Raw genomic sequence first — 23,115 nt, forward strand, 5'->3', positions numbered from 1 at the left:
GTCGACCCCCGTCCCTGTTGCTGCCCCTCGCCCCCGTCGTGCCCCGATTCCCCGTGCGTGGTTCCACAGCCTGTGGATGAGCCCGCGGTGTGACACGGGAAGGGACGGCGGGCCGACGGCGTTGACCGCACCACAGGCGTTGGCCGCGGATCTGCGGCGGAGTGGCGCCGGCCAAGAGGGAAGCGTGGCGGATACCCCGCTGACCTGCACAAATGTCTCCGTGGAGAGCGATCGCTCACAGCGAACAGGCCCCGGGGAACAATCCGGGGCTCACGTGCATTGAGTCGGCATAGCTCAACTTGACTGCCTAGGGAGAGATAATGGCTTTGACGTCCACACCGCTCACCCTGCCCGTGTTGCCGCTCGATGATGAGGTCGTGCTGCCCGGGATGGTGGTTCCGCTGGACCTGAACGACGCCGATGTACGCGCCGCGGTGGAGGCCGCCCAGGCCGCCGCGCGGTCGGAGCCCGGCAAGCCGAAGGTGCTGCTGGTGCCACGCATCGACGGGGCGTACCCGAGCACGGGAGTGCTCGGCACCGTCGAGCAGGTCGGCCGACTGGCCGACGGCGACCCGGGCGCGCTGATCCGCGGCCGTGGGCGCGTGAAGATCGGCGCCGGGACGACCGGACCTGGTGCCGCCCTGTGGGTCGAGGGCACCCCGGTCGACGAGACCGTGCCCGACCCGCTGCCCGGCCACGTCGCCGAACTGGTCAAGGAATACAAGGCCCTCGCCACCAGCTGGCTGCGCAAGCGCGGCGCCTGGCAGGTCGTGGACCGCGTACAGGCCATCGACGACGTGTCCACCCTTGCCGACAATTCCGGTTACTCCCCGTTCCTGAGCACCGAGCAGAAGATCACGCTGCTGGAGACCGCCGACCCGGTCGCCCGGCTGAAGCTCGCCACCGAGCAGCTGCGTGAGCACCTCGCCGAGCAGGATGTCGCCGAGTCCATCGCGAAGGACGTCCAGGAAGGCGTCGACAAGCAGCAGCGCGAGTTCCTGCTGCGGCGCCAGCTCGAAGCCGTCCGCAAGGAGCTGCGCGAGCTGAACGGCGACGCCAAGGAGGGCGAGGAGTCCGACGACTACCGGACTCGCGTCGAGGCCGCCGACCTCCCCGAGAACGTCCGCGAGGCCGCGCTCAAGGAAGTCGACAAGCTGGAGCGGTCCAGCGACCAGTCGCCCGAGGGCGGCTGGATCCGGACCTGGCTCGACACCGTCCTGGAACTGCCGTGGAACGAGCGCACCGAGGACGAGTACGACATCCAGGGCGCCAAGGCCATCCTGGACGCCGAGCACGCCGGTCTGGAAGACGTGAAGGAGCGCATCACCGAGTACCTGGCCGTGCGCAAGCGGCGTTCCGAGCGTGGTCTCGGCGTCGTCGGTGGGCGGCGCGGCGGTGCCGTGCTCGCGCTCGTCGGTCCGCCCGGTGTCGGCAAGACCTCGCTCGGCGAGTCCGTCGCGCACGCCATGGGCCGCAAGTTCGTCCGGGTCGCGCTCGGCGGCGTACGGGACGAGGCCGAGATCCGCGGCCACCGGCGTACGTACGTCGGCGCGCTGCCCGGCCGTGTCGTCCGTGCCATCAAGGAGGCCGGGTCCATGAACCCGGTGGTCCTGCTGGACGAGATCGACAAGGTCGGCTCCGACTTCCGCGGCGACCCCGCCGCGGCGCTGCTCGAAGTCCTCGACCCCGCCCAGAACCACACCTTCCGGGACCACTACCTGGAGGTCGAGCTCGACCTCAGCGACGTGGTGTTCCTGGCGACGGCCAACGTGCTCGAAGCCATCCCGGAGGCGCTGCTCGACCGTATGGAGCTGGTCCGGCTCGACGGGTACACCGAGGACGAGAAGGTCGTCATCGCCCGTGACCACCTGCTGCCGCGTCAGCTGGAGCGGGCCGGTCTGGAGAAGGAGGAGGTCGCGCTCGACGAGAGCGCGCTGCGCAAGCTCGCCGGGGAGTACACCCGGGAAGCGGGCGTACGCAACCTGGAGCGGGCCGTCGCACGCCTGCTCCGCAAGGTCGCGGCGCAGCACGAACTCGGAGAGCGGGAGCTGCCCTTCACGGTGACCGACGCCGATCTGCGCGGACTCATCGGACGTCCGCACCACGTGCCCGAGTCCGCCCAGGACCCGGCCGAGCGTCGCACCGCGGTGCCCGGTGTCGCCACCGGTCTGGCCGTGACGGGCGCGGGCGGTGACGTCCTCTTCGTGGAGGCGTCGCTGGCCGACCCGGAGACGGGCGCGGCCGGTCTGACCCTGACCGGTCAGCTGGGTGACGTGATGAAGGAGTCGGCGCAGATCGCGCTCTCCTTCCTCCGCTCGCACGGCGCCGAGCTGGAACTGCCGGTCGGCGACCTGAAGGACCGGGGCGTGCACATCCACTTCCCGGCGGGCGCGGTCCCCAAGGACGGTCCGAGCGCGGGCGTCACCATGACGACGGCGCTGGCCTCGCTCCTGTCCGGCCGACTCGTCCGCACGGACGTGGCGATGACGGGCGAGGTCTCGCTGACCGGCCGTGTCCTGCCCATCGGCGGGGTGAAGCAGAAGCTGCTCGCCGCGCACCGGGCGGGTGTCACCACGGTCATCATCCCGAAGCGCAACGAGGCCGACCTGGACGACGTCCCGGCCGAGGTGCTGGAGAAGCTGGACGTCCACGCCGTCACGGACGTCCGTCAGGTCCTGGAACTGGCGCTGTCGCCGGCGACGAACGGCGCGACGCCGGAGGTTCCGGTAGCGGCGTGACGGACGCTGCCGGAAGGGAAGGCCCGGGTCCCGTGAGGGAGGCCCGGGCCTTCGCCGTGCCGTCAGCCGTTTGTGTCGGCTGTCGGCTGTCGGCTGTCGGCTGTCGGCTGTCGGCTGTCGGCCGACATTGGTCGTCTGAAATCTGAAATCTGTCAGCTGAAATCTGTCAGCCGTCAGGTGTCAGCCGCCATCCGCCATCTGTCAGCTGTCAGCTGTCAGCTGTCAGCTGTCAGCCGTCAGCCGCCATCGGTCATCGATCAGCCGTTGGCCAGTGCCCGCACCCGGTCCAGCCCGCCGTTGAACTTGTCGTGGTCCCCGACCGTCGGCCCGGACGACGTGTACTGCCAAATGGTGTAGTACGACCACCCGGAAGGCAGCGTCCCTGGATCGGACGCGTACCGCGCGATCCACAGGGGGTTGGCGGAGGCGAAGCCGCCGTAGTTGCCGGTGCAGTCGCTCCACCAGCTGGTCGCCGTGTAGATCACGGCGTCCCGGCCGGTGCGCGCCTTGTACTGGGCGAGGAAGCTGCTGATCCAGCTGACCATCGCGCTCTGCGTCTTGCCGTAGCAGGCGGCGCCGTACGGGTTCCACTCGATGTCGAGCGTGCCCGGCAGCGTCCTGCCGTCGCCGGACCAGCCGCCGCCGTGGTCCACGAAGTAGTTGGCCTGGGTGGCGCCGCTCGTCGTGTCGGGGGTCGCGAAGTGGTACGCGCCGCGGATCATGCCGACGTTGTAGGAGCCGTTGTACTGCTGGGCGAAGTAGGGGTTCGTGTAGTACGTCCCCTCGGTGGCCTTGGTGTAGGCCCACTTGACCCCGCTGCTCCACAGGGTCGACCAGGCGACGTTGCCCTGGTAGCCGCTGACGTCCACGCCTTCCGTCTGGGTGGCGTCACCGGTGGTGGGTGTGCCGGCCTGGCCGTCGTGCGCGAGGACGCCCATGCCCATGCGGGCGGAGCCCCGGGCGGGTGTGTCGGCGGCGGAGGAGGGCGGGGCGGAGAGGGTGGAGAGGAGGGAGAAGGCGGCGAGCAGGGTTCCCAGCGCGAGCAGGCGCAGGCGGTGGGGCGTTCCGGATCTGTGCACGGGCATGACGTGCCTCCGAAGGCTCGATGGAGCCAGGTGGGGGGAATGGTGCGGACATGCGTGCCGTGAGTGGTGTGGGCATGCGCGCTGTGAGTGGGGGGTCAGGCCCTCGTCGACCTGGCGGCGTGGGCATGCCATTGGATGCCTGTTCACGAAGCTACGCACGGGGAGAACGTGCTGGGAAGAGGGGCCGTGGGCTGCCGTTGGTCTACGCCTGAGAAATACTTACGGAGCTGTGGCTATGGCCACCTTTGGCGGAAACTTTCAGAGTCGGGAAACCGGGTGAGGGGCAGACGTGCGCGAGGACAGGAACGGAGGCCGGCGTCCGGCCGGGCTCGACGGGTCGGGCCGGGGTGTGGACCAGCCCGCCGCGCACGGCGGCCCGGACCCCGAGTTCCTCTCCCTGGAGCGCGAGTTGACCGTGTTCCTGCGCCGTGCCCGCGCCAACCAGGGCGAGATGGCCCGCGAGGTCCATCCGGTCCTGGAGTCCGCCGCGTACGGACTCCTCGTACGCCTCGACGAGTGCGGTCGCCAGCGTGCGACGGAGCTCGCCGCCTACATCGGCGTCGGCAAGGCCACCATGTCCCGCCAGCTGCGTGCTCTCGAGGAGCTCGGCCTCATCGCCCGTGAGCCCGACCCCGCCGACGGCCGTGCCTGGCTCGTCCATCTCACCGAGGAGGGCCGCGGCCGGGTCGGCCAGGTGCGCGAGGCGCGGCGCGCCCGGTACGTGAGCGAGCTCGCCCACTGGGATCCTCGCGAGGTCGCGGAGCTGGCGCGGCTGCTGCACCAGCTGAACCTCGGCATGGAGAAGTAGGAGGAGGCGGGCATGGACCAGGAATTCCCCGCGTTGGAGCGGGAGCTGACCCTGCTGCTGCGGCGCGCCCGGGCCAGTTCCGGCGAGATGGCCCGCGAGGTCCACCCCGACCTGGAGTCCTCCGCGTACGGGCTCCTCTTCCGCCTCGACGAGTGCGGCCGCCAGCGCGCCACCGAACTGGCCGCGTACATCGGCGTGGGCAAGGCCACGATGTCCCGTCAGCTCCACGCCCTGGAGGAACTCGGTCTGGTCGCCCGTGAGCCCGACCCCGTCGACGGTCGTGCCTGGCTGGTCCGTCTCACGGACGAGGGCCGCCGCCGGTTCCGTACGGTGCGCGAGGCGCGCCGGGCACGGTACGTCCGTGAACTCGCGGGCTGGGACCCGCACGAGGTCGCCGAACTGGCCCGGTTGCTCCACCAGCTGAACCAGGTCATGGAGAAGTAACACCCCGATCCGCCCCACTCACCACTCCACGAAGACCACGGTCGCGTCGTCGTGCGTCTTGCTCCGCCTCAGCCGTGCCCGCGCCTCGGCGTCGGCCCGCTCCAGCGTCCGTACGCGGTCCACGAGGGCCTGGGCGCCCTCCTTGCGGACCGTGGTGAACAGGCCGCCCCAGTCGCCCTCCTCGAACTTCTCCACCCAGCGGGTCGCGCCGTCCGTCAGGGCGGCCAGGGCACGGACCTCGGCCCGGGGCACGGTCCCCGTCACCGCCCGGGCCGCGACCGACGGATCGGCGGCGGCCGTGAAGAAGCCCCCCTCCTTGTTGCGGACGGTCGCGTCGGCGATCGCGTCCGAGGCGAGAGAGGCGCGGGGGACACGGCTGAGGCGGTCGTCCAGGACCGGTGTCACCTCGCCCGCGGGGGACTCCAGCAAAAGGGCCGAGTCCGAGAGGACCAGGTACTCGACGAGGTCGCCTGACCAGCGGGCGAGGACCACGGTTGCCTGGGGCGTGCGCGGGTGAGAAAGGTCACAGGTGTCGGAGTGGGCCTCGGAAGTGCGCAGGACGGACCGGGAAAGGATCTCCGCCAGGGTCAGATCCCGCCGGGAAACGGACAGTTCGGTCAGGGCTCCGCCGAGGCGTGCGGAGAACCAGTGGACGGAATGCAGACAGCCGTCGTCGCCCGGCGGGGGAGTCACGCCGTCGAGGACGACCAGTGATCCCCCTTGTCCTGACGCCGGAAGGCCGACCGATGCGAAGTCCTCATTGGGGCGGGCCGGGTCACCCGGCTCGGAGACGAGTTCGATGCGCATCCAGCCAGTCTGCACGAGCCCTTCACAAGGTCCACGAAAGGCTGGCAACGGTCGCAGGACCGGTGCGGACCAGCAGCTCAGCCGCCGGGTTTGGCATGGAATGATCGACTCCGGCAAGGCGTGGCGGCGAATACTGCCAAAGCGCGCCGCAGACGTCCAACCGGCCCGCCGTGCAAGGGGGTCGCACGCGCCAGGGGAACTTGCCCGCCAACTCCGGTCCGGGGTTCACTCCTTCGGGTGGCGGGCCGGATGATGCGGGACCACTGCCCACCGGCACTGGGAGGGTCGGGAGCCGATGGGACACCCCCTGCTCGAGCGAAGTCGCGAGCTTGGGGAGGGCGGACGCCCAGTTGACGGAACGTCACCCGGGCCCTAGGTACACGAGTCAGGAATGCGAGCACCGGTGCAGAAGATGCGGTCTCGGCGCACAGGCAAGCAGTCGGCCTCCGAAGGGGGCGCGGAACGCACGCCGGGTGCCGCGGGGCAGACCCCTGCGGGCAAGGGCCGCTCCGCTCACGTACGCAATCGGCTGATCGTCGCCGTGGCGGTCGTCGCGGCCGCCATCGCCGGCGCCGGAGCCCCCACGGTCCTCGCGGCCTCCGAGCAGCTGAACGACTCCCAGAACCTGGTGACGCTCGCCGGGCGGACCCAGCAGGCGCTGACGCTCGCCCACTCGCTGGCCGACGAGCGCGACGAGGTCACCTCGTACATCGCCGCGGGCCGGCCGAAGTCCAAGGCGCCCTCCGAGCAGCGCAGCGCCCGGGTCGACCGGCAGGTCGACGAGGTGCGGGCGGACGAGGACGCGCCCGCCGTCCTCCTGAAGGACCTGGACGGCATCGGCACCGCCCGCAGAGCGGCGCTCACCGGAAAGAGCACCGCTCTCGAAGCGCACGAGGCGTACTCCGACGTCATCACCGAACTCCACGCACTCGCCGAGGACCTGGCCGAGCAGCTGCCGCCCCGCGCGGGCTCCGGCGCGCACGCCCTCGCCGAGCTGGACTCCGCGGTCCAGCAGTCCGCCGCCGCCCGCGGACTGCTCCTCGCGGCCCTCGACATCCCGCGCACCACCCAGACGGTCATCAACCCCGTCACCGGTCTGGCGTCCACCACCAGCGGCTCGTCCGCCGCCGACACCAAGCAGCGCGACGCGCTCAGCGCCGCCGCCCAGCAGGCCCGGCTCCGCTCGGACGCGGCCCTCGCGGACTTCCGCGAGACGGCCCCCGAGGACGCCAAGGACTCGTACGACTCCACGGTCACCGGACCCGACGTCACGACCGCGGACAAGTACCTCACCGACCTCACCGACCAGCCGACGCTCTCCGACTCCGAGCTCGACTCCAGCACGAACAAGGTGGACGCGGCGCTCTCCGCCCGCGTCGAGCTGATGCGCGGCGCCGAGGCCTCGCTGTACGACCACCGCACCAAGGACCTGGAGCGGCTGCGGGACGACGACGTCACCGCGCTGGAGATCCGGATCGCCCTCATCGGCACCCTGCTGCTGGTCGCGGTCGGCGTCTCGATGGCCATGGCCCGTACGCTCACCCGCCCGCTGTCCGTACTGCGCCGGGGCTCGGCCCGCCTCGCCGCCGACCCGGGCACGCAGGAGCCGGTCAAGTTCACCGGGCGCAACGACGAGTTCGCCCAGGTGGTCCGCTCCGTCAACGCGCTGCACGCGCACGCCGCCGCGCTCCATGAACGGCTGACCACCCTCGAGGCGGACCGCAAGCACCTCATCGGGCAGCGCCAGCTGATGGCCGACGAGCGCGACAGGCTGCGCGCGGAACTCGCCGACACGGCGGCCCACCTGGAGCAGGTGCGCGGCACCATCCACGGCACCTTCGTCAACCTCGCGCTGCGCACCCTCGGCCTGGTCGAGCGGCAGCTCGGGGTCATCGAGGGACTGGAGGAGCGCGAGCAGGACCCGGACCGCCTGGGAACGCTCTTCAAGCTGGACCACTTCGCGACCGTCATGCGGCGCCACAGCGAGAACCTGCTCGTCCTCGCCGGCCACGAACACGTCCAGCACCACGCGGGCCCCGTCCCGCTGGTCGACGTCGTGCGGGCCGCGGTCAGCGAGATCGAGCGGTACGAGCGCGTCCGCATCGCCGTGTTGCCGCCGCACGCGCACCTCGCCGGGTTCGCCGCGGACGACCTCTCGCATCTGGTGGCCGAACTCCTGGAGAACGCCTCCTCGTTCTCGCCCCCCGACCTGCCCGTCGAGGTCTCCGGCTGGCTGCTGGAGAACGGCGAGGTGATGCTCTCCGTGCAGGACGAGGGCATCGGCATGGCCCCCGACCGGATGGCCCAGCTCAACGCCCGTCTCTCCGAGTTCGACCCGGAGGACACCTACGACCAGGAGAGCGGCGAGGGACTCGGGCTCGGCCTGTACGTGGTGGCACGGCTCGCCCACCGGCACGGCGTCCGCGTACAGCTGCGAGAACAGAAGCAGGGCGGCACCGCGGCCGTGGTCGTCCTCCCCAAGACGCTGTTCGCGACCGCCCCCGTCGGCACGGTCCCCTCGGCCTCCCCGGTCACCGGAGCCGCCCCCTCGGTCGTCCTCCCGGGCGCCGACGCGGAGGCCAACTCGAACGTACTGCGCGGCCGTTCGGCCCTCACGGCACGGGGCCAGGCGAGCCCGGGCGTTCCCACCGCTCCCGCCGTTGACGAGGACCCGCTGATCGCCGCCGCGGAGGAGGCCGTACGAGCGGACGCCGCCGCGGAGGAGGCCGTATGGTCGGGCGCCGCCGCGCAGGAGGTGGCCTACGCCCCCGAGCCGACGCCCTCCGAGACCACCATGGAGCTGCTGGCACCGCTGGTCCCGCCGGACGAGCCGGTGGCCCCGGCGCCCGAGCCCGCGGTGTCCGCCGCCGCTCCCGACCCCTACGCCATCGGCCCCGACTCCCACGAACGGGTGTCGGACGAGGAGGCGGAACGGGTCACCGACAAGGGACTGCCCAAGCGGACGCCGAAGATCTCGGCGCCCGCAGCGGTTCCCCGGCCGCGTGTCGGCGGTGTGGACGCCGAGGCGCTGCGGCGCAGGCTCGGCGGCTTCCACCGGGGCGCGACGGAGGGCCGCCGCGACGTGGAGGCCGAGATCGCCGAACAGACGGCCCAGACGCCCACCCCGCACCACACCGCACGGAACACCGCGCAGGACCAAGCGCAGGACGCGGTGCGACAGCAGGACGCAGTAGACGCATCGGGGGGCACAGTCGAGGAGGCAAGCAGTTGACCGCGCCCAGTACCTTCGGCCTGAGCAGTGAAGCCCGCAATCTGCACTGGCTGCTGACGAACCTCGTCGAGGAGGTGCCGGGCCTCCAGTCGGTCGCGGTCGTCTCCTCCGACGGTCTGCTGCTGCTGTCCTCCGACCCCGGGAGGAACGCGGAGGCCCGCACCGGAGCGGAGGCGCGCCCCACCGGCCCCAAGGGATCCTCCGCGGACCTCGCCACCATCGTCTCCGGCATCGGCAGCCTCACCATCGGCGCCGCGAAGCTGATGGAGGCGGGCGGGGTGAAACAGACGATGGTCGCGATGGACGAGGGCAGCCTCTTCGTCATGTCGATCAGCGACGGCTCGCTGCTCGGGGTGCACGGCGCCCCGGACTGCGACATGAGCGTGGTGGCGTACCACATGGCGCTGTTCGTCGGCCGCGCCGGGCACGTCCTGACGCCCGAACTCCGCAGCGAGCTACGCCAGTCACTCGAAGCCAAGCCGACGGGGAGTGCCCAGTGAGTCCTTCCTCCGCGCCCAAGCTCCCCATACGTGGCGGGGACCGCAAACCGGCCCGCGTGCGCCCGTACTCGCTCACCGGCGGCCGTACCCGTTTCGGGCACGTGCTGCTGGTCGAGACGTTCGTGGCGGCGCTCGAGGCCCCCGAGGAGCGCAAGGAGCTGACCAACGGCTCCCTCGCGACCCGGGTGATGCCCGAGATGCGGGCCATCGTCGAACTCTGCCGCCGGATGCGTACGGTGGCCGAGATCGCCGCCCTCCTCAGGATGCCGCTGGGCGTGGTCCGCGTCCTCCTGAGCGACCTGGCGGACCAGGGAAAGATCCGTGTGTACGGAACAGGTCACGGCCCGGGACAGCCGGACCGCGCTCTGCTGGAAAGGGTGCTGAATGGACTCCGTCGTCTCTGAGGGTGCGCCGAGAACGGCCTCCCCCGCCTCGGCTCCGATGCCTCTGGCCCCGGTGCCGCTGCCCGAGTCCGACGAGAACCTCCAGGCCTGGCAGACCGACCGCAGCCGTGCCCCGATCGCGACGAAGATCGTGGTGGCGGGCGGCTTCGGCGTGGGCAAGACCACGCTGGTGACCGCGGTCTCCGAGATCACGCCCCTCCAGACGGAGGCGCTGATGACCCAGGCCAGCGAGGAGACGGACGACCTCACCGGCACTCCGGACAAAGTGACCACGACCGTGGCCATGGACTTCGGCCGCATCACACTCGACGACGACCTGGTCCTGTACCTCTTCGGGACGCCGGGCCAGCAGCGGTTCTGGTTCATGTGGGACGACCTGGTGCGCGGCGCGATCGGCGCCGTGGTCCTCGCCGACACCCGTCGCCTCAAGGACTGCTTCCCGGCGCTCGACTACTTCGAGAGCTGCGGACTGCCGTACGTCGTCGCGGTCAACCACTTTGACGGCAGCGAGCAGTTCGACGCCGACGACGTGCGCGAGGCCCTCACGGTGCCTTCACACATACCTGTCATGATCATGGACGCCAGGCGCCGGATCTCGGTCGTCGAGACCCTGCTCGCGCTGGTGGGGCACGCGCTCGACGTGAGCCCCGAATAAGACGTACACGGAGTTAGGACGCGCATGCGGAAGATACTCGTCGTCGGAGCCGGTCAGTCCGGACTCCAGCTTGCCCTCGGCCTCCAGTCGCACGGGTACGAGGTCACCCTGATGTCGAACCGGACGGCGGACGAGATCCGCACCGGCCGCGTCATGTCGACGCAGTGCATGTTCCACACGGCACTCCAGCACGAGCGCGATCTCCAGCTGAACTTCTGGGAGTCCCAGGCCCCGAAGATCGAAGGACTCGGCGTCTCGGTCGCCGCCCCCGGCTCGCACGATCCCGGTCCGACCCAGCGGGCCATCGACTGGGTGGGCCGGCTCGACGGCTACGCGCAGTCGGTCGACCAGCGGGTGAAGATGGCCGGCTGGATGGAGACCTTCGCCCAGCGCGGCGGCCAACTGGTCATCCATGGCGCGGCGGTCTCCGACCTGGACTACTTCGCCCGTACGTACGACCTGGTCCTGGTGTCGGCGGGCAAGGGCGAGCTGGTCTCCATGTTCGGCCGGGACGCCGCCCGTTCCCCGTACGCGGAGCCGCAGCGCGCCCTCGCCGTCGCCTACGTCCACGGTCTGGGCCCGCGCCCCGAGCACCCCGACTACGACGCGGTCCGCTGCAACCTGGTCCCCGGCGTCGGCGAGCTCTTCGTCATGCCGACCCTCACCACCTCCGGCCGCGCGGACATCCTCTTCTGGGAGGGCATACCCGGCGGCCCGGTCGACGCCTTCAACGGCATCAAGGACCCCGCCGAACACCTCTCCCTGACCCTGGAACTCATGGAGAAGTTCGTGCCGTGGGAGTACGCCCGGGCCACCAAGGTCGAACTCACCGACGCGAACGGAACGCTGTCCGGACGCTACGCGCCCACCGTCCGCAACCCGATCGGCCGCCTCCCCGGCGGCGGCCTGGTCCTGGGCGTCGCCGACGTGGTCGTCGCCAACGACCCGATCACCGGCCAGGGCTCCAACTCCGCCTCCAAGTGCGCGGCGGCGTACCTCGGCGCGATCCTCGAGCACGAGGACAAGGAGTTCGACGAGGCGTGGATGCGATCCGCGTTCGACCGGTACTGGGACACGGCCCAGCACGTGACGAAGTGGACGAACGCCATGCTGGGCGTGCCGCCGGAGCACGTCCTCAATCTGATCGGGGCCGGGGGGCAGATTCCGGCGGTGGCGCATCGTTTCGCCAATGGGTTCAACAATCCGGCGGACTTCGAGAACTTCTTCTATGAGCCCGAGAAGACCGAGGCGTACCTGGCTTCCGTGGCCGGGGCCTGAGCCTGTCGGGCACTCCTAATGGGACGCGAGCCTCGGCGGTGTGTAGCGCCGCAGGGGCTTTCCGTCCGGGTCCGGGCGGACGGCTCCGAGCAACGGGTTGGCGGCGATGGGGGAGACCTTGACGTCGGTTCCCGGTCTCGGGGCCTGCACGACCAGGCCGTCCCCCAGGTACAGGGCGACATGGGTGGCCTCGGGGAAGTAGATCACCAGATCCCCGGGGCGAAGCTCGCTCAGCGCAATGTGGGGCAAATGGGCCCATTGCTCCTGGCTGGTCCGGGGGATGGGCCGCCCGGCGTGCTCCCAGGCCTGCGAAGTGAGCCCCGAGCAGTCGTACGCCCCGGGACCCTCGGCCCCCCACACGTACGGCTTCCCGATCTGCTCCACGGCGTACCGCACCGCCTTCTCGCCCTCCTGCGTGGGCGGCCGCGCACTGCTGAGCGCCCCTGACGCCACGAACTTCTGCTGCGCCTCGGCGACTCCCGACTTCTCCAGCCGGGCGAGCTCGGCGAGCTGGCCGGCGCTGAGCGAGGCGAGCAGCACCTCGACGTCCTTGAGCCGCCCCCGCACCTCGTCGCGCTCCTTCTTCTGCCGTTCGGCGAGGGCGAGTTGACCGTCGAGCGCCTTGCGCGCCTTCCGTGCAAGACCGTCGGTCCTGCGCTCCGTTCCCCGCAGCCGGTCGACGGTCTCGACCCGCTCCTGCGCCAGCTGCCCGATCACGTGCCCCTCGTCCAGGGCGTGCTGCGGATCACGGGCGAGCAGCAGGCGTACGTACGACGAGATCTCGCCGCTGTTCTGGTACTGCTGCCGGGCGAGCCGCCCCGCCGCCGCGCGGCTGTCGTTCAGCGAGAGGCGGGCCTTGGCGAGGTTCCCGTCGAGCCGGGCGACCTCGGCCTTCTGCTTCCTCAGCTTCTCCGCGGTGGCGTTGTACGTCTCGGTGGCGCGCTCGGCGTCCTGGTAAAGCTGCTGAAGATCCGTCAGCAACTGGGTCACGGACCGCGCTTCGGCCCCGGGATCCGGCGCGGCCACCACCGCCGGCGTGGAGGCCAGCAGCGCCCCCGACGCCATCGCGGCCGTACAAGCCAGACGCACAAGCCTTCCTGACACGTCATCACCTCCGGTGCCGAGGTGGTACCTCCACCTCGCACCGGCAGGATCAGGGAGGCGCATCCCGAGCGCGCGCCGACTGACCGGTTCGGCCCAAGAACCTCACTCGTCGGCGTGGGACTCCGGCGTGGCTCCCGCACTCTTGCCGCCGGGCTTGGACCAGGGCCACTTGCGCCCGCTCCCCGCGTCGCCCGAGGGGTCGTACGCGTACTTCCACGCCTGGTGCAGCCCCAGTCGCTTGCTCACCCGCGCCTGGACCCGCCGGTAGACGAGCACGGTCGGCGGGCCGCCGTCGGCATCCGGAACCGGAACCCGGTACACCTTCGGCGGGTGTCCGGTCAGACCGAGCAGGACGGGCAGTACACGCCCGTCCAGCGGGCCGCCCTCGAAGGGGGTGTCTTCGCTCTTCACGGCACCAGTGTCACAAACGCACCCGTCACAGCAGCCGCGCGGCGTCACCGATCACCGGAAGAACCGCCCGGGCCAGCTTTCCCAGGGCCCCGTCCCGCCCCTCCAGGGCGAGTGCGGCCTGCACCACGCCGGCGGTCTGCGGATCGCGTCCGGCACTGACCACGAGCATCGCCACGAACTGCTCCACGAGCCAGTCCCGCAGCTCGTCCAACGGCGGCTCCTTGCCCCCGTCCAGCCAGCTCAGCGAGGCGCCCTCCACCGCCGTGATCCACATCCGCACGGTCATCCGCAGCCGTCGCCCCGGATCCTTCACGCCCAGATGATCCAGAATGTGCTCCGCCGCCGCCCGCCGCACGCCGTCCACTATGGCCGTCGTCCTGGAGGTCTCGACGACACTGCCTCCCTGGAGCAACGCGGTGAACCCGGCGTCGTGCTGGTCCACGAACGCCAGGTAGCGATCCAGGGCCCGGGCCAGCCGCTCGCTCAACGGCCCCTCGGGGGGCTCCGCGAAGCAGTGCTCCAGATCCTCCGCGGCGGACCGCAGGGCGGCCTCGTACAGCTGCTGCTTGCCGCCCGGGAAGTACCGGTACACAAGAGGCCGCGACACGCCCGCCGCCTCCGCCACGTCGTCGAGCGAGACCTCCTCGGGTGCCCGGTGCGCGAAGAGGGACAGCGCCGCTTCGAGAAGCTGCGAGCGCCGCTCCTCGACACTCAGCCGGCGGTATGCGGGGGTGGGAGCCTGCGAGGTCATATCGGCAGCGTAACGGCCAGGACACGAGCCCCCACTCACCCGCAGCCGCCGGACTGCGCAAGGGGCCGTGGCGGTACGTCGCAAGCCCGTCGCGCACGTTCGGATCGAGCAGCGGCTCCCTTGCCCGGCCCACGTCTGATCCGGCGGCGACGGGCTCGACGTACCGCCGCGGCCCCGACCCACCCACCGATCCCGCGGGCGCCCCGCCCTCAGGCCAGCAGCCCCGACGCCTTCCACAGCCGCCGCCCGACTCCCCGCAGCACCCCGATGTCGTCCAGGAAGTCGGTCAGCCGCTTGGCGCCGGTCTGCATGACCTCCCGCCGGTGCCCGCTCGCCCGCACCTGCGCCACGGCCTCCCGCTGGTCGAGGCCGACGTTCGGGTAGACCTCGGGATTGACGAAGGCGACGGAGAAGATCCGGGCGAACTCCCCCGACGTCACCCGCGTGAACTCCTGCGACCACCGCGGCGCCGTCACCATCTGCCGCCGCAGCTCCTCCCGCGCGTACCGCACGTGCCGCGCCTCCTCCACCACGTGGATGCGCGTGACCCCTCGTACGAGGCTCTGCACCCGCTCGTCCGGAAAGGTCAGCCGCTGCATCCAGTCGAGGATCTCCTCGCCGAGCAGAGTCGCCGTGAAGGACCCGGGCGTGGTCGAGATGGTCTTGAAGACCCGTCCCAGATTCAGATGGGTCCGGCTCACCGGGTAGTACGGCGTTCCACCGCGCGAGATCAGCCGGGCGAACATCTTCGAGTGCCGGCACTCGTCCTCGATCTCGGTCAGCGCGTAGCGCACATGCGCACTCGTCGCCGCCTTGTCGTAAATGTGCCGCACCAGCAGCTGCATCAGAATGATCTCGAACCAGATCCCCAGCGAAGCCAGCGCGGCGGCCTCGTGGTGCGAGAGCAGAATCCGCTGCTCCTCACTCATCCGCTTCCACAGCGGGGTGTCGTACAGCGACACCAGCTCCGGCGGCCAGAACCACTTGCCCTCCTCGAAGGGCGCGTCCCAGTCCAGCTCCTTGTCCGGGTCGAAGGAGTGCTTGGCGGAGGAGTCGAGCAGCCGCTCGGCGACCTGCTCCCGGTCCTTGAGCAGACCGAGCGCATCGCGCAGCATGTCCACTTCCGTCACGGTCGTCATGGCTGTTCCCACCTCGTCGTACGGGATCAAGTACGGCATCCATCCGGGTTACCGACGGTCACGACTTATGAGACTGCCTGTCAGCAAGCTCGTCAATCCCTTGCGCGCGACTTGTTGACGACGCGTCTACCCCGTGTGAGCCTGCGATGTATGCCGACGCACGAGCTGTACGCCAAGGACCCGGGAGACCCCCGCTGGCAGGTACCGGCCTCAGGGGCGGCACGCTTCAGCTGGGAGTACGACGACGGCCGCGACCGACTCCTCGCCCTGTACCAGAAGGGCAAGGACAAACAGTGGGACGGCCAGAAGAGAATCGACTGGGATCTGGAGGTCGACCCCTATGACCCCCTCGGTACCCCCGACGAGTCGATGACCCTCTACGGGACCCCGCACTGGGCGAAGATGACCGACCGGGACAAGGGCGAGCTGCGCAAGCACTACGCGTCCTGGCAGTTCAGCCAGTTCCTGCACGGTGAGCAGGGGGCCATGGTCTGCGCGGCGCGCATCGTCGAGTCGGTCCCCGACCTCGACGCGAAGTTCTACTCGGCCACCCAGACCATGGACGAGGCCCGCCACGCCGAGATCTACGCCCGCTTCCTTCAGGAGAAGATCGGGATGCTCTACCCGATCAACGACAACCTGCGGTCACTCCTCGGCGACACCCTCCGGGACTCCCGCTGGGACATGCCGTACCTCGGGATGCAGGTCCTCATAGAGGGCCTGGCCCTGGCGGCCTTCGGCATGATCAGGGACACCACCGACAAGCCCCTCCCCAAGCAGATCCTCGCGTACGTGATGCAGGACGAGGCCCGCCATGTCGCCTTCGGTCGGATGGCGCTGCGCGACTACTACACACAACTCTCCGACGCCGAACTCCGCGAGCGCGAGGAATTCGTCATCGAGGGCTGCTACTTGATGCGGGACCGGCTGCGCGGCGTCGAGGTCCTGGAGAACTTCGGCATCCCGAAGGCCGAGGCCGAGGAATACAGCGAGCAGTCCGAATTCCTGCGCCTCTTCCGCCAGTTGCTCTTCAGCCGCATCGTCCCGTGCGTCAAGGACATCGGCCTGTGGGGCGAACGCCTCCAGCGGGCCTACGTCGACATGGGCGTCTTCGGGATGGGCGACTCCAACCTCGACCTGCTGATGGCCCAGGACGAGGAGGTGGCCGAGCGGTTGGACGCGGAGCGGTTCGCGGCGGAGGAGAGGGAGCGGGTGGCGGAGGTGGCGGAGATGATCGAGGAGGGCGAGGACTCGTAAGGCGGACCGCCGGAAACGGCCCGCTCAAACACGCGTGCGCAGGCCCACCCCGACCGCCATGCTCACACCATGACAGCCACCCCGAACCCTGGTCTCTCCCCCCACGCCCTGGCCCGCCGCAGCCTGGAGGGCCTGGCCCTGGGCGACGCCTTCGGCGAACGCTGGTTCCCCCTCTTCCGGGACCGCCCCCAGGCGTACGAGGAGATCCGCGCCCGGCGCACCCCTGAGGAACCGGACTGGCACTGGACGGACGACACGGCCATGGCACTCGGCATCCTCCGTGTCCTCGACGAACACGGCGAGATCCGGCAACCGGAACTGGCCCAGGCCTTCGCCCTCGGCTACGACGCCGATCCGGCCCGGGGCTACGGCTACGGCATGCACCAGCTGCTCCCGCGCCTCCTCCAGGAGCCGGACCGCTGGGCGGAGTTGGCGCGCGGCCTCTTCGACGGCGAGGGCAGCCTCGGCAATGGCGCGGCGATGCGGGTGGCTCCGCTGGGCGCCTGGTTCCGGCGCGACCTGCGCCTGGTGATCGCACAGGCGACGCTGTCGGCGGAGGTGACCCACGCCCACCCGGAGGGCATCGCGGGCGCGGTGGCGGTGGCCGTAGCGGCGGCGCTGTCCACCCGGTGGGACCTGAACATCCACACGGTGGTGGAGGCCACGCCCGACAGCGCGGTCCGCGAGGGGCTGCGGCGTGCCGCGGGGCTCCCCTTCACCACCGAACCCTGGAAGGCCGCGGACATCCTCGGCAACGGCCATCGGGTTCGCGCCGACGACACCGTTCCCTTCGCCGTCTGGTGCGCCGCCCGCCACCCCGACGACCTGACCTCGGCCCTGTGGAGCACGGCGGAGGGCTTCGGCGACGTCGACACGACCTGCGCCATCACGGGCGGCATCGTGGGCGCCCGGACAGGAGTGGGGCACGTACCCCAGGAATGGCTGAGCCGCCGCGAGCCGGTACCCGGCGCCGCCTAGGCCGCGCCGGGCACTGCCTCAGTTGTTCCAGCTCTCGTCGTACGGGTCGTGCGGGGTCGGGACCGGTTTGGCCGCGGTGACGTCGAGGAACGGGATGCGGCCGTCGTTGACGGGGTCCTTGGTCTGCTTGGCGGTGTAGGTGCCGGTGACCTGGAGCCAGGTGTCGGGCTGAAGGACGGGCGGGATGTGGCCGGTCAGGCCGATCTTGACCGGCTGGGCGTCGGCGGCACAGCAGTTGAGGGCCATCCGGACCAGGTACGGGGTCCCGTCCTCGGCGAGGGCGACGAAGCCGGTGACTTCGACCCGCCGGTGGGCCAGGGTGCGGCCGCGGTCGTAGGCGGCGCGGCCCGCGTAGTCGACGACGCCGAGCGGGAGCGGGTCGGTGGCCGGCAGGGACGGGTAGGCGAGGGGTGCCTGCAGGGCCGTACCGGCGTGCATGGCGCTGTAGGAGCCGAGCGCGGGCGGGGAGACCAGGATCAGGGCGAGGAGGGGGAGGACGAGGAGCCAGGCGACACGGGGTTCGCGGTGGACGTGCCCATGCCCGTCGCCGGCCTCACCCCGGCCCCGCCGCTCGTACCAGACCGTCGCCACCGCCGCCATGATCAGCACGACCCCGGCGGCCAGCAGCAACGGCCGCAGTCCCGCCTTGACGTATCGCAGGTAGAGGTCGGTGAGTCCGGCGTGCAGGACCGCCGCGCCGACGAGGAACAGGACCGCCGCCTGTGCCTGCCGGTTCACAGCAGCACCGTCCCGACGAGGACCGAGCCGAGGATGGCCAGGGCGAAGGTGGCGGGCGCGAACCGCAGGGCGAACCCGCGGCCGAACGTGCCCGCCTGCATGGCGAAGAGTTTCAGGTCGATCATCGGTCCCACCACGAGGAAGGCCAGCCGCGCGGTCAGCGAGAACTGGGTCAGCGAGGAGACGACGAACGCGTCGGCCTCGGAGCAGATGGACAGCAGCACGGCGAGGACCGCGAGGGCGAGGATCGCCACCACCGGGTTGGCGGCCGCGGCGTGCAGCCAGGTCGCCGGGACGACGGCCTTCAGGGTGGCCGCCGCCATCGCCCCGATGACGAGGAACCCGCCGGCGTGCATCACGTCGTGCCGTACGGAATCCCAGAACGCGGCGCCCTTGCCGAGCCCCTCGTGCGAGGGCCGGGCCGGCGGCCGCATCCAGTCCGCCCGCCCCAGCCGCTGCCACAGCCAGCCCATCACGCAGGCCACGAGCAGGCTCGCCACGAACCGGGCGAGGACCATCTCGGGGTTGCGGGGGAACGCGACGGCGGTGGCCGTCAGCACGATCGGGTTGATCGCGGGCGCCGACAGCAGGAACGCCAGCGCCGCCGCGGGCGTGACCCCCCGCCGTACCAGCGCCCCCGCCACCGGCACCGACGCGCACTCGCAGCCGGGCAGCACCGCCCCGGCCATCCCGGCGACCGGCACGGCCAGCGCGGGCCGCTTCGGCAGCGCCCGGGCGAAGAACGCCGGTGGCACGAACACCGCGATGACCGCCGACAGCAGCACACCGAGGACGAGGAAGGGCAGCGCCTGGCAGACCACCGCGACGAACACGGTCATCCAGCTCTGCATCACCGGCGCCGACAGCGCCCGGCGGATCGGCCCCTGCGCCACCACCAGGACGAGCAGCAGCATGACCAGGACGAGCGGCGAGTTGAACTGCCAGCCCTGGGAAGCGGCCGCCTGCTCCCTCGGACCGTCCGGTGCGGCCGCCTGCTCCCTCGGACCGTCCGGTGCGGCCGACTGTTCCCTCGGACCGTCCGGTGCGGCCGTCTGTTCCCGTGGACCGTCGGGTGCGTCCGCGTCGCGGTGGTCGGCCCCGGGCGGGACCGCTTTGGTGGTGCTCACGGGCGAGGTACCTCCGGCAGGGCACGGGCTGGAATCTCGTGGGTGGGTTCCCCTCCCCATAAATACGCCCGTATCGGTACGTCCGTTCAGGCGGGGGCGTCCATTCCCTGGGGGCGGCTCCAACTCCCGTCTCAGAACCCGAGGACCGCCTCCATCACCGCCTTCGCGATCGGCGCCGCGTCCCCGCCCCCGCTGATGTCCCCGCGATCGGCCGCCGCGTCCTCGACGACGACCGCGACCGCCACCGCGGGCTCCATCGTGCCGTCCGCCTGGGCCCAGGAGATGAACCAGGCGTACGGCGTCCCCAGGTTGTCGATGCCGTGCTGGGCGGTCCCGGTCTTGCCGCCGACCGTCGCTCCGGGAATCGCGGCGTTGGCGCCGGTGCCCTCCGTCACCACGTCCGTCATCAGCTCGCGCATCCGCAGGGCGGTCGCCGGGTTCATCGCCTGGTGGAGCGTGCGGGGACCGGTCGTCGAGACCGTGCTGTCGCTCCGGGTGGTCGTCTTCTCCACCAGATAGGGCGTTTTGACGGACCCGCCGCCCGCGACGGCCGCCGAGATCATCGCCATCTGGAGGGGAGTGGCCCGGGTGTTGAACTGACCGATGGAGGAGAGCGCGAGCTGCGCCTTGTCGAGGGTCGTGTCGAAGTTGCTGGGGGCGACGGAGAAGGGGATCCGAAGGCGGTCGTTGAAACCGAAGTCCGCCGCCGTGCGGGTCATGTCGCTCAGCCCCACGTCCACGCCCAGCTTGGCGAAGACCGTGTTGCAGGACCACTCGAAGGCGTACCGCAGCGAGGCGTCCTCGCAGCCCTCGAGCTCGTTCGTCAGCCGGGTCGTGGTGCCGGGCAGCCGGTACGGGTCCGGGGAGGTGGTCGGCGTGTCGAGGTCCGTCACCACCCCCGCGTCGAGGGCCGCCGCGGCCGTCACCACCTTGAACGTCGACCCGGGCGGATAGGTCTGCCGGATCGCCCGGTTGAGCATCGGCTTGTCCGCCGCCCCGTTCAGCCGTTCCCAGGCGTGTTTGACCGCCCTGCCCGTCCCGGACAGCTCCCCGGGGTCGTACGACGGGGTGGAGACCAGCGCGAGGATCCTGCCGGTGGACGGCTCGATGGCGGCGACCGCCCCGCGCCGGGTACCGAGACCCCGGTACGCCGCGCGCTGTGCGGCGGGGTCGATCGTCGTGACCACCTTGCCGGCGGGGTTCTGGGCGCGGGTGGCGTCGTTCCACAGGGGGAAGGGCGAGAGCAGCGGGTCACTGCCGGAGAGGATGCCGTCCTCGGAGTTCTCCAGGAACGTCGTCCCGTACACCTGCGAGGCGAAGCCGGTCACGGGCGCGTACAACGGGCCGTCCGTGTAGGTCCGTTCGTAGCGGAGCTGCTGGCCGCTGTCCCTGGAGCCGGTGACCGGCCGGCCCCCGACGAGGATGGCACCGCGCGGCTGGCCGTAGCGGGCGATCGTCTGGCGCCGGTTGGCCGGGTTGTCGTCGTACGCCCCGGCCTGGAAGACCTGGACGCGGGTGGCGTTGACGAGGAGCGCCAGCAACAGCACGGCGCAGAGCGCGGCGGCCCGGCGGATGTACTTGGTCATGGTGCCGTCGTCCCGTCGTACTGGCTGCGTGCCGAGTCACTGACGCGGATCAGCAGCGCCACGATGATCCAGTTGGTGACGACCGAGGAGCCGCCCTGGGCGAGGAACGGCATCGCCATCCCGGTCAGCGGGATCAGACCGGTCACGCCGCCCGCGATCACGAAGACCTGGAGCGCCACGATCGAGGCGAGGCCGATGGCGAGGAGCCGTCCGAAGGGGTCGCGCAGGGCGAGGCCGGCGCGGTAGCCGCGTTCCACGAGGAGGCCGTAGAGGAGGAAGATCGCACAGAGTCCGAAGAGGCCCAGTTCCTCGCCCGCGGTGGCCAGGATGAAGTCCGACTTGGCGGCGAATCCGATGAGGATGGAGTGGCCGAGCCCGAGGCCGGTGCCCAGCATCCCGCCCGCGGCGAACGCGAACAGGGACTGGGCGAGCTGGTTCGGTCCCTGGCCCGCCTCGATCGTCGCGAAGGGGTGCAGCCAGTCCTGCACCCGGCTGTGGACGTGCGGTTCCAGCCAGCCGACGGCGACCGCGCCCACACAGGCGAGCAGCAGGCCCACGGCGATCCAGCCGGTGCGGCCGGTGGCGACGTACAGCATGATCACGAAGAGGCCGAAGAACAGCAACGAGGTGCCGAGGTCCCGCTCCAGGACCAGGACCACCACGCTCAGCAGCCAGATCGCGACGATCGGGCCGAGGACCCGGCCGGTGGGGAGCTGGAGCCGTTTGAACCGCCAGACGGGGCGGCCCGCGTAGGCGAGCGCGTTGCGGTTGGCCGCGAGGTAGCCGGCGAAGAAGACCGCGAGCAGCACCTTCGCGAACTCGCCCGGCTGGATGGAGAACCCGGCGATCCGGATCCAGATCCGGGCGCCGTTCACGGCGGGGAAGAGGATGGGCAGGACCAGCAGGCCCAGCGCCGTGACGACCGAGACGTAGGTGTAGCGCTGCAGGACGCGGTGGTCGCGCAGGAAGAGGACGGCCGCGATGAAGAGCGCGACGCCGAGCGTCGACCAGATGAGCTGGATGGGGGCGGCCCGGTCACCCGGGGTCTCCAGGTCCAGGCGGTAGATCAGCACCAGGCCCAGGCCGTTGAGCAGGACGGCGATGGGCAGCAGCAGCGGATCGGCGTACGGCGCCCGCAGCCGCACCGCGACATGCGCGAGGACTGCGAGCACGCCGAGCCCGGCACCGTAGACCGCGGCGCCGGGCGGGAGGGCGGTGTGCCGGGCGTATGCGACCGCGCAGTAGCCGAACACGGACAGCAGTACGGCCATGACGATCAGGGTGAACTCGATGCCACGGCGCCGGGGCAGGCGGACAGCGGGGGCGGGCGGGTCCGCTGCCACGGTCGTTCCCCGCGTACCGGGAATTCCGGGCATTCCGGGCTGGTTCATGTCCGGAACGTAGCAAGCGCCGAACCTGATGTCCCGTTAGGTGATGACGAACGGGCCGATCCGGTGGGTGCGACCCGGCGTCAGCACCAGCGCGGGGACGGGCCGACGTTGTCGATGTGCTGCGCCGAGCCCCAGGACCAGGTGCCGTCGGTGATCAGGTACCAGATCGGGTTGCCGCCGACGCGCTCGCCTCTGGTCTTGCAGTAGATGTGGACCCGCTCGCCGTACGGCGCGATACGGATGATCCGGCTGCGGCGGTCGGGCCGGTTGTGCAGCGCGAGGCCGTCGCGGGAGACGACCCGGCCCTCGAAGCGGCGGTGGTCGTCGTACCGTCCGTCGTAGTACGGGTCGTCGAAGCTGTCGCCCAGACCGTCGTCGAAGTAGGGGTCCTCGCCGTTGTCCCAGTCGCCGTTGTCCCAGTCGTGGGCGAAGTTACCGGAGTCGTCGACGATGCCGGGGCCGGTGCCCGTGATCGCGGTGGGCTTGCCGGCGGCGAGGGCGGGTCCGGCGCCCGCGGCCGCGATGAGCGTGCCGGCGGCGAGCACCATCCCGGTGCGGGCAAGGGTGTGGCGCAGGGACATGGGGGCTCCTCCGGAAAGGTGGTAAATCTGACTAATCGCCACATTAGGAGTGAGCTCGGGCGCGCGCAGGCCGCACTGAGCCATCGGGGACGCGGGGACGC

21 protein-coding genes are annotated in these 23,115 nt (G+C 71.0%); 10 read left to right on the forward strand and 11 right to left on the reverse strand.

What is annotated here, in order from left to right:
- Positions 1-320 precede the first annotated feature (320 nt).
- Positions 321-2,738 carry an endopeptidase La gene (lon, locus tag AQJ27_RS16970; RefSeq protein WP_067368811.1) on the forward strand — a complete coding sequence of 806 codons (2,418 nt, stop codon included), beginning with the start codon at positions 321-323 and terminating at the stop codon, positions 2,736-2,738.
- Between the two features lie 257 nt (positions 2,739-2,995).
- On the opposite strand, the gene AQJ27_RS16975 is transcribed toward lon, so the two are convergent.
- Positions 2,996-3,823: a lysozyme gene (locus AQJ27_RS16975; protein WP_067368816.1), complete on the reverse strand. Its 828-nt coding sequence runs from the start codon at positions 3,821-3,823 to the stop codon at positions 2,996-2,998.
- A gap of 289 nt (positions 3,824-4,112) precedes the next feature.
- On the opposite strand from AQJ27_RS16975, the gene AQJ27_RS16980 reads away from it, so the two are divergent.
- Positions 4,113-4,631, forward strand: a complete 519-nt coding sequence (locus tag AQJ27_RS16980) for a MarR family winged helix-turn-helix transcriptional regulator (protein WP_079065029.1) — start codon at positions 4,113-4,115, stop codon at positions 4,629-4,631.
- Positions 4,632-4,643: 12 nt separating this feature from the next.
- A complete protein-coding gene (locus AQJ27_RS16985) occupies positions 4,644-5,075 on the forward strand; it encodes a MarR family winged helix-turn-helix transcriptional regulator (protein ID WP_067368819.1) in 432 nt (143 codons plus the stop codon).
- Between the two features lie 18 nt (positions 5,076-5,093).
- Here AQJ27_RS16985 and AQJ27_RS16990 read toward each other — a convergent pair whose 3' ends face one another.
- The gene (locus AQJ27_RS16990; RefSeq protein WP_201264302.1) at positions 5,094-5,882 is read right to left on the reverse strand and encodes a protein phosphatase 2C domain-containing protein; all 789 of its coding nucleotides are present in this window, start codon (positions 5,880-5,882) and stop codon (positions 5,094-5,096) included.
- Between the two features lie 391 nt (positions 5,883-6,273).
- Between AQJ27_RS16990 and AQJ27_RS16995 the strand changes: the two genes are divergently transcribed.
- Genes AQJ27_RS16995 through AQJ27_RS17015 form a run of 5 tightly spaced genes read left to right on the forward strand, consistent with a single transcriptional unit; the run spans position 6,274 to position 11,951 of the window.
- The gene (locus AQJ27_RS16995) at positions 6,274-9,114 is read left to right on the forward strand and encodes a sensor histidine kinase (RefSeq protein WP_067368822.1); all 2,841 of its coding nucleotides are present in this window, start codon (positions 6,274-6,276) and stop codon (positions 9,112-9,114) included.
- On the forward strand, positions 9,111-9,614 hold the full coding sequence (locus tag AQJ27_RS17000) for a roadblock/LC7 domain-containing protein (RefSeq protein WP_067368824.1): 504 nt from the start codon (positions 9,111-9,113) through the stop codon (positions 9,612-9,614). Before AQJ27_RS16995 ends, AQJ27_RS17000 begins: the two co-directional genes overlap by 4 nt.
- Complete coding sequence (locus AQJ27_RS17005) at positions 9,611-10,018, forward strand: DUF742 domain-containing protein (RefSeq protein ID WP_067368825.1); 408 nt, start codon at positions 9,611-9,613, stop codon at positions 10,016-10,018. Before AQJ27_RS17000 ends, AQJ27_RS17005 begins: the two co-directional genes overlap by 4 nt.
- On the forward strand, positions 9,999-10,673 hold the full coding sequence (locus tag AQJ27_RS17010) for a GTP-binding protein (protein WP_067368826.1): 675 nt from the start codon (positions 9,999-10,001) through the stop codon (positions 10,671-10,673). Before AQJ27_RS17005 ends, AQJ27_RS17010 begins: the two co-directional genes overlap by 20 nt.
- A 24-nt stretch (positions 10,674-10,697) precedes the next feature.
- A complete protein-coding gene (locus AQJ27_RS17015) occupies positions 10,698-11,951 on the forward strand; it encodes a styrene monooxygenase/indole monooxygenase family protein (RefSeq protein WP_067368828.1) in 1,254 nt (417 codons plus the stop codon).
- 15 nt (positions 11,952-11,966) lie between these two features.
- Here the strand turns inward: AQJ27_RS17015 and AQJ27_RS17020 are convergent, their stop codons facing one another.
- The 4 genes from AQJ27_RS17020 to AQJ27_RS17035 all read right to left on the reverse strand — a co-directional run bounded on the left by AQJ27_RS17020 (position 11,967) and on the right by AQJ27_RS17035 (position 15,356).
- Positions 11,967-13,055 carry a C40 family peptidase gene (locus AQJ27_RS17020; protein WP_067368831.1) on the reverse strand — a complete coding sequence of 363 codons (1,089 nt, stop codon included), beginning with the start codon at positions 13,053-13,055 and terminating at the stop codon, positions 11,967-11,969.
- Between the two features lie 102 nt (positions 13,056-13,157).
- Complete coding sequence (locus AQJ27_RS17025) at positions 13,158-13,466, reverse strand: hypothetical protein (protein ID WP_067368834.1); 309 nt, start codon at positions 13,464-13,466, stop codon at positions 13,158-13,160.
- 25 nt (positions 13,467-13,491) lie between these two features.
- Entirely contained in the window at positions 13,492-14,217 is a 726-nt protein-coding gene (locus AQJ27_RS17030; RefSeq protein ID WP_067368837.1) for a TetR/AcrR family transcriptional regulator, read from the reverse strand.
- A gap of 209 nt (positions 14,218-14,426) precedes the next feature.
- Positions 14,427-15,356, reverse strand: a complete 930-nt coding sequence (locus AQJ27_RS17035; RefSeq protein WP_067369347.1) for an AurF N-oxygenase family protein — start codon at positions 15,354-15,356, stop codon at positions 14,427-14,429.
- Positions 15,357-15,506: 150 nt separating this feature from the next.
- On the opposite strand from AQJ27_RS17035, the gene AQJ27_RS17040 reads away from it, so the two are divergent.
- Together AQJ27_RS17040 and AQJ27_RS17045 are read left to right on the forward strand one after the other, a co-directional pair.
- On the forward strand, positions 15,507-16,613 hold the full coding sequence (locus AQJ27_RS17040) for a ferritin-like domain-containing protein (RefSeq protein ID WP_067368840.1): 1,107 nt from the start codon (positions 15,507-15,509) through the stop codon (positions 16,611-16,613).
- A 69-nt stretch (positions 16,614-16,682) separates the two neighbouring features.
- Positions 16,683-17,591 (forward strand): ADP-ribosylglycohydrolase family protein, encoded by a 909-nt coding sequence (locus tag AQJ27_RS17045; RefSeq protein WP_067368843.1) that lies wholly within the window; start codon positions 16,683-16,685, stop codon positions 17,589-17,591.
- An 18-nt stretch (positions 17,592-17,609) separates the two neighbouring features.
- Here AQJ27_RS17045 and AQJ27_RS17050 read toward each other — a convergent pair whose 3' ends face one another.
- The 5 genes from AQJ27_RS17050 to AQJ27_RS17070 form a co-directional block, all read right to left on the reverse strand.
- Positions 17,610-18,329 carry a TIGR03943 family putative permease subunit gene (locus AQJ27_RS17050; protein ID WP_067368846.1) on the reverse strand — a complete coding sequence of 240 codons (720 nt, stop codon included), beginning with the start codon at positions 18,327-18,329 and terminating at the stop codon, positions 17,610-17,612.
- Positions 18,326-19,456 carry a permease gene (locus AQJ27_RS17055; protein WP_067368849.1) on the reverse strand — a complete coding sequence of 377 codons (1,131 nt, stop codon included), beginning with the start codon at positions 19,454-19,456 and terminating at the stop codon, positions 18,326-18,328. Before AQJ27_RS17055 ends, AQJ27_RS17050 begins: the two co-directional genes overlap by 4 nt.
- A gap of 131 nt (positions 19,457-19,587) precedes the next feature.
- Complete coding sequence (locus AQJ27_RS17060; RefSeq protein ID WP_067368852.1) at positions 19,588-21,042, reverse strand: penicillin-binding transpeptidase domain-containing protein; 1,455 nt, start codon at positions 21,040-21,042, stop codon at positions 19,588-19,590.
- Positions 21,039-22,433: an FtsW/RodA/SpoVE family cell cycle protein gene (locus tag AQJ27_RS17065; protein WP_079065030.1), complete on the reverse strand. Its 1,395-nt coding sequence runs from the start codon at positions 22,431-22,433 to the stop codon at positions 21,039-21,041. Before AQJ27_RS17065 ends, AQJ27_RS17060 begins: the two co-directional genes overlap by 4 nt.
- 80 nt (positions 22,434-22,513) lie before the next feature.
- On the reverse strand, positions 22,514-23,014 hold the full coding sequence (locus tag AQJ27_RS17070; RefSeq protein WP_067368857.1) for an SH3 domain-containing protein: 501 nt from the start codon (positions 23,012-23,014) through the stop codon (positions 22,514-22,516).
- Between the last annotated feature and the right edge of the window lie 101 nt (positions 23,015-23,115).

Source organism: Streptomyces olivochromogenes (assembly GCF_001514115.1).
Taxonomy (GTDB): domain Bacteria; phylum Actinomycetota; class Actinomycetes; order Streptomycetales; family Streptomycetaceae; genus Streptomyces; species Streptomyces olivochromogenes.

Coding starts and splice junctions, on each gene's coding strand:
- lon (WP_067368811.1), top strand. CDS start 321: ATGGCTTTGACGTCCACACCGCTCACCCTGCCCGTGTTGCCGCTCGAT.
- AQJ27_RS16975 (WP_067368816.1), bottom strand. CDS start 3,823: ATGCCCGTGCACAGATCCGGAACGCCCCACCGCCTGCGCCTGCTCGCG.
- AQJ27_RS16985 (WP_067368819.1), top strand. CDS start 4,644: ATGGACCAGGAATTCCCCGCGTTGGAGCGGGAGCTGACCCTGCTGCTG.
- AQJ27_RS16990 (WP_201264302.1), bottom strand. CDS start 5,882: ATGCGCATCGAACTCGTCTCCGAGCCGGGTGACCCGGCCCGCCCCAAT.
- AQJ27_RS16995 (WP_067368822.1), top strand. CDS start 6,274: ATGCGAGCACCGGTGCAGAAGATGCGGTCTCGGCGCACAGGCAAGCAG.
- AQJ27_RS17010 (WP_067368826.1), top strand. CDS start 9,999: ATGGACTCCGTCGTCTCTGAGGGTGCGCCGAGAACGGCCTCCCCCGCC.
- AQJ27_RS17015 (WP_067368828.1), top strand. CDS start 10,698: ATGCGGAAGATACTCGTCGTCGGAGCCGGTCAGTCCGGACTCCAGCTT.
- AQJ27_RS17030 (WP_067368837.1), bottom strand. CDS start 14,217: ATGACCTCGCAGGCTCCCACCCCCGCATACCGCCGGCTGAGTGTCGAG.
- AQJ27_RS17035 (WP_067369347.1), bottom strand. CDS start 15,356: ATGACGACCGTGACGGAAGTGGACATGCTGCGCGATGCGCTCGGTCTG.
- AQJ27_RS17040 (WP_067368840.1), top strand. CDS start 15,507: ATGCCGACGCACGAGCTGTACGCCAAGGACCCGGGAGACCCCCGCTGG.
- AQJ27_RS17045 (WP_067368843.1), top strand. CDS start 16,683: ATGACAGCCACCCCGAACCCTGGTCTCTCCCCCCACGCCCTGGCCCGC.
- AQJ27_RS17060 (WP_067368852.1), bottom strand. CDS start 21,042: ATGACCAAGTACATCCGCCGGGCCGCCGCGCTCTGCGCCGTGCTGTTG.
- AQJ27_RS17065 (WP_079065030.1), bottom strand. CDS start 22,433: ATGAACCAGCCCGGAATGCCCGGAATTCCCGGTACGCGGGGAACGACC.
- AQJ27_RS17070 (WP_067368857.1), bottom strand. CDS start 23,014: ATGTCCCTGCGCCACACCCTTGCCCGCACCGGGATGGTGCTCGCCGCC.